The organism is Zhongshania sp. (assembly GCF_041623545.1).
GTDB lineage: Bacteria > Pseudomonadota > Gammaproteobacteria > Pseudomonadales > Spongiibacteraceae > Spongiibacter.
The window spans coordinates 1-3,462 of sequence record NZ_JBFJWS010000324.1 but is presented as its reverse complement, the minus strand read 5'-3'; the positions used below and the strand labels follow the sequence as shown (position 1 = coordinate 3,462).

Below are 3,462 nucleotides of genomic sequence, written 5' to 3'. Positions count from 1 at the left end.
GCCAAGCCATGAAAAGTGCCCACCCACATACCGTGGTTTAGGGTGCTGCCAAGCAGATTCTCAATTCGGCCGCGCATTTCCTTGGCGGCCTTATTGGTAAAGGTAACCGCCATAATACTGTGGGTCGACAGCCCCTCTACCTTTATCTTCCAGGCAATACGGTGCACCAGCACCCGGGTCTTGCCGCTGCCGGCACCAGCAAGTACGAGGGTGCCAGGGCTGTCGGCGGTGACCGCGTCGCGCTGCGCGTCATTGAGTTCGTCAAGAATATAAGATACGTCCATGGCGCCGTATTCTACTGGGATTATCCGCTGCTGGCACCGCTAAAATGGTGATTCGCCGTGGATGAGGGGCATTATTCGCGATGGGTTCTATCGTAATGGGTGAAAATGAACAAGGCTGATAGGGTAGCGTACGCTTTATTGCCGAGATTAATCGCTAGAGTCGGGTACAGAAATGATATGCGTGCAGAGAAATGCAGAAAGCCCTAGGCATCATGTCCGAATGGGCAGAATACCTAGGGCTTTTGTGGACCAGTGTATTGTTATGCGCTTTGTCGCTACTTTTGTAGCTCGCTGCTTGTTATCGGCGTAAAGCTAGCCTCAACGAGCACATCGGCGAAATCCTCTTGGCCGGCGGGGCTTTTGCTATCAATTAACACACTATTTGCCGCGCCTTTTACCGGTGCAATGTTGAGACGCCAAGTGTCGCCAGAGTCATCGGTCTCTGTGTAAGACAGGGTGCCCGCTGAGTTAACCTCCCAGACAAGGGTAGTGACATCATCTTCTCCGAAAGTTACGGTGCCGGTGCCATCTGCCTTGAGCTGAACGCTGAAGCTTTCAACAAAACCGACTTTGTCGTGATAAGACGGCGAGGTAGTGGTGACCTGCCAATTGCCAACTAAGGCGGTTTCATCAAAGCCGACGCCACGATTCACAAGAATATCGACTAAATCGTCACCCTCGGCAACGAGTGTGCTTGTGAACTGTCCTACTCGCGCAAAAAATATTTGATCGCCTTCGTCCACGAAATTTAAGTCGCCCCACCGTTCGGCCGTTAAGCCACTGATGTTGTAACTCAGCTCATCCTTATTGTATAAGCCGCCATCACCGTCGCTATCTACACTGGCAGAGAAGGTATAGCTGCCCCCATCCACCGTAAACGTACCAAACTCACCCGATAAAGCCTGTGGTGGGAGGTCCTTGTAGCTTTCGAGGTTATTGGTGTGCGCGAGAACGTACTCGGAGTTAGACAGGAAGGTGAGGATATTGAGGTTATCTGCTTCGGACTCATAGAGTTGCCACGCGCCCTGTATTTCATTGTTCAGATTTTTTACGCGGCTAAACGCGACTGTGCCGCTGTCGGTGTCGGTAAAACTGAGTGTCAGAGTGTCGCCGGTGACACTGGCCGTTGATACTGAGCTTCCTTCATCGTAAAGGCCGCCAGAATTATCAGATTGGGCGATTAGCGAGGTGCTGAATGCCCCATCCTCCACGTCCCAGGTGTAATTGCCAAATTCAACTGAACCGGCAGTTTGATCGCCGTCATCGCTGTGTTCATGAATAATGATATAGCGTGATTCGTCAATAAAGGTCAGTACATTGCGCTTACCGTCCCCTTCACTGTATAGCCAGCTGCCGAGAATTTGCGATTGCTGTGCGCGTTGAAAATGCGCTTCAGCCTTGGCTTCGCTGACAAGCTGAATACCGTCTTTGATGGTATCCAGTATCGTTTGGGCTTCGCTGTCGAAGTCGGCGCTTTCTAAATCTAAGGTGCTGCCTTTAAAGGCGTTTTCCGCTTCTGTTGAAATCTCAATACCATTGTCGGGATTGCCATCGCTGTCTAGCGATTGCAGCAGCTGCAAGATATTAGTCCGAACTTCGCTGCTACCTTGGGCGAGGTCGCTTGGGGTGATTTGCTCATTAGCGCTGATGCTGGGGAACTGTAAGTCGCCAATAGAGAATATAATTGACTCACCCGCGCGGTAGTTGAATTCGCCGAGGGCATTGGTCAGGCCTTGTAAGCTATCGGTTTGGTATTTAACACCGTACACCGGGCTATCGGTAAAAATGCCTTGCAGGCTATCATCGGGTGCGGGCGAGCTGCCGCCACCGCTAGAGCCACTTCCACCACCGCAGGCACTGATAAGAAATATACAGTTCAAACCAAGCAATTTTAACTTCATTGTCGCTACTCCAATAGCCGCACTATTTTTTAATAAGATCAAACCCTAAATACACACCTTGTGCAGAGCCTCTCTTAGAGTAAGGCTAGGCCTTATTGCGCGGGGCGGCCTCCCCAATATCGGGGGGAAGCGCCGGTAAGTGCCGTGTAGGCGCCAATATTCTTTGGCTGAGTTACAATGAAAGGTCTAAATTAATAAAATCGAGCTGCGGGAGTTGAATTTGCGACCGAGAAATATCATCCGCGCCATGGAAACCAGCCGAGAGCAGATGCGCCGCTCTGAGCGCAAGGTGGCCGACTATATTCTTGAAAACCGCAAAGAAGTCATTCATATGCGGATTGTCGACTTGGCTCAAGAGGCCCACGTCAGTGAGCCAACGGTGGTGCGCTTCTGCCGCGCGATAGGCTGCGATGGCTTTCAGAACTTTAAGGTCGCCCTCGCCCAGCATATTGCCCACAGCCCAGATTATGAAGAATTCAGCTTTGGCGATGAAGATTCCGCCCGGCAATACACCTTTAAGGTGTTTGATTCCACCATGGAAGCCTTAAAAAAGGTGCGCGACAGTATTGAGGTCAGCGCCATTGAGCAGGCCGTAGCCTTGCTTAGCGCGGCGCGGCGAGTGGAGTTTTATGGTTTTGGCGCCTCGGCGGCGGTGGCCACCGATGCGCAGCACAATTTGTTTCGCCTGCAAATTTCCGCCAGCGTGTATTCTGATCCCCATGTCCAGGCCATGTCGGCAATGTCATTGCAAAAAAATGATGTGGTGGTGGCCATCTCTCAGTCTGGGCGAACTCGAGCTCTGCTCGATGCCATAAAGTTGGCTCAGCAAAGCGGTGCGCCGGTAATTGCCCTGGCGCCATCGGGCTCACCAGTGGCTGTACTCGCCGATCTGGCTATTGCGATTGATGTAGACAAAGACGACGGCGATTACACCCCGCTACCATCACGATTGGCGCATATGGCCGTATTGGATATTCTTGCTGTGGGTATCTCCCGCAGCAAGGCGGGAGTTAGAGAGCATTTAAATACAATTGAGAAAGGCTTGCAGGCCTTGCGCACCGAATCTAAAAACAGCGGTCTATAGGGCATCTATTCTTTGGCTTTGCAGCGTAGTAAGTTAAGCATAATAAATGTGAGGTTAGGGATTAAGTGATCGCCTGGGCTGGATTAAGTTCGCAACAGAAGACACGCCTTGGTCATGCGTTTTGGCTGGTATTCCTATCATTTCTGCTTAGTGCTTGCGTGAGCTACCAGCACAGTGACTTTGTTCAAAACAT

Annotated in this window: 3 protein-coding genes; 1 reads left to right on the top strand and 2 read right to left on the bottom strand. The window is 51.3% G+C overall.

Annotation, left to right across the window (positions count from 1 at the left end):
- The coding region (locus ABYT30_RS17200; RefSeq protein WP_373097674.1) for a UvrD-helicase domain-containing protein at positions 1–284 on the bottom strand (284 nt) is incomplete at its 3' end.
- 275 nt (positions 285–559) lie between these two features.
- Complete coding sequence (locus ABYT30_RS17195; protein ID WP_373097672.1) at positions 560–2,185, bottom strand: hypothetical protein; 1,626 nt, start codon at positions 2,183–2,185, stop codon at positions 560–562.
- A 220-nt stretch (positions 2,186–2,405) separates the two neighbouring features.
- Here ABYT30_RS17195 and ABYT30_RS17190 point away from each other — a divergent pair, with 220 nt between their 5' ends.
- Positions 2,406–3,269, top strand: coding sequence for a MurR/RpiR family transcriptional regulator (locus ABYT30_RS17190; protein WP_373081379.1), 864 nt, complete (start codon positions 2,406–2,408; stop codon positions 3,267–3,269).
- Positions 3,270–3,462 lie beyond the last annotated feature (193 nt).